Annotated in this window: 2 protein-coding genes; both read right to left on the bottom strand. The window is 62.0% G+C overall.

From position 1 onward, the window contains the following. Positions 1-192 precede the first annotated feature (192 nt). Complete coding sequence (locus AB0K82_RS44475) at positions 193-483, bottom strand: hypothetical protein (RefSeq protein WP_294051528.1); 291 nt, start codon at positions 481-483, stop codon at positions 193-195. A gap of 1 nt (position 484) precedes the next feature. Continuing rightward, positions 485-1,027 (bottom strand): antirestriction protein ArdA, encoded by a 543-nt coding sequence (locus AB0K82_RS44470; protein WP_294051526.1) that lies wholly within the window; start codon positions 1,025-1,027, stop codon positions 485-487. Positions 1,028-1,523: the final 496 nt, after the last annotated feature.

Below are 1,523 nucleotides of genomic sequence, written 5' to 3'. Positions count from 1 at the left end.
AGAATATTAGGCAATATATTGCCTGTGTTGGAATTGTGCAGAACTTTTTTGCACGGGCTACGCGAAACCCGCTGGCTGCTTCAGCGCTGAATTTCCCTAGCGACCAAGGCGATTCTCTTTCCCGTCAGCTGAACATGAGTTCAAGCGACGGCGGCTCTTATCCCGGTCGGTGCTGTTCTGGTGGCCCCGCCATCAGAACAGCTCCCCCTGCCGCGCGCGATCCGCATAGACCCGCCACGCGGGCTTGCCCGCTTCCTCATCGAGCCACGCGATGACCTGCGCCACCACATCGCCGCCATGGGCCTCGATGGTGCCGGGCGTATGGAAATGCGAGCGGTAGCCGGTCGCGGTGATCGGCAAGGGTGCCCGCTCGGGGTTCAGGCTGCGGATGGCCAGATGGGCGGTCATGCCCCATTTGAGGGGATCGTAGACGGCCTCGATCTCGATACCGCGCCATTTGAAGCGATGGGTCTGGATGTCCATCTCAGCAGCCCTCGAACACATGGACCTCGCCATATGCGAGCCGGATCGTGAAGAAGTCGCCGCTCAGCTCGGCATCGCGGGCCATGGCCTCGTAGTCGATATAGAAGCGCAGGCTTTCGGGGATCGGGGTCGTCTCCTCGATCAGTTTCTGCATATAGGCGGCAAGGCTGGCGTGGCAGCCGTGATAGCGGTCGGCGATGGCCTCCCGCGCCTCGTCCAGATCGCCTCCGAAGTGATCCAGCAGGGCCGCGCCCAGATCGCCATGCCCGGCGATGAAGGCGGCCAGCGTCGCGACCTCGCTTATACCTGCGTATTCCGCGATCCGCACCGGCCCGAAGCCCTCGTAATCGTGAATGGTATGTTCCTCCGCCCCCGGAATGGGCGAGGCCGCCAGCATGGCGCGGATCGCGTCCCAGATCGCCCATGGTTCCTGATCGGCATCGATCCACGCGCCGTGGAGGATGCCGTTATTGTAGGCGGCGAGGCAGGCCACATAGATGCGGGGCCGGTCGTCGGTTTGGGTCTGGATCAGGTCGGTTTGCATGGTCTCCTCCTTGGGTCACGGTTGCGCACAGCAACCGCTGCCCGTCGGCGAGACTGGGGGTGCAAGCGGAGTAAGAGCCTTCGCGGGGAACCGGCTGCACGAAAGGCACTGGAGGAAGCTGGGCGGAAGGACTCTTCGCAGCGCGCCAGGGGCAAAGCCCCAAGCCTTCATGCGTTAGCGATCGTCACCGCATGGCCGAGACTACAGGCTCGGTGAGCGGACGCGAGTAGAGCGCGGCCCGGAGGGAAACGCGGTTAGTCCTGAAATGCTATCGGCCGCCAGTCAGTCACGCTGCTTCGGATATGAGAATGGCTCACGCGGAATATGTCGCAACTCCGAAACACCGAGCATTCGTTGATGACTGGCTTCCGGGGTGCTCCCACGTATGGCGGTATATTCTCCGATATACCTACCCACCAGCTTCCCTAGAGCGGTTTCCATTCATTCTGGTTCATAGCCGCAGGATCTGAAGTAGTTTGCGCACTCGTTGGGCTTG

It is taken from the genome of Actinoallomurus sp. NPDC052274, assembly GCF_040679475.1.
Classification (GTDB): domain Bacteria; phylum Actinomycetota; class Actinomycetes; order Streptosporangiales; family Streptosporangiaceae; genus Actinoallomurus; species Actinoallomurus liliacearum.
This window is presented reverse-complemented; position numbering and strand designations above follow the sequence as displayed.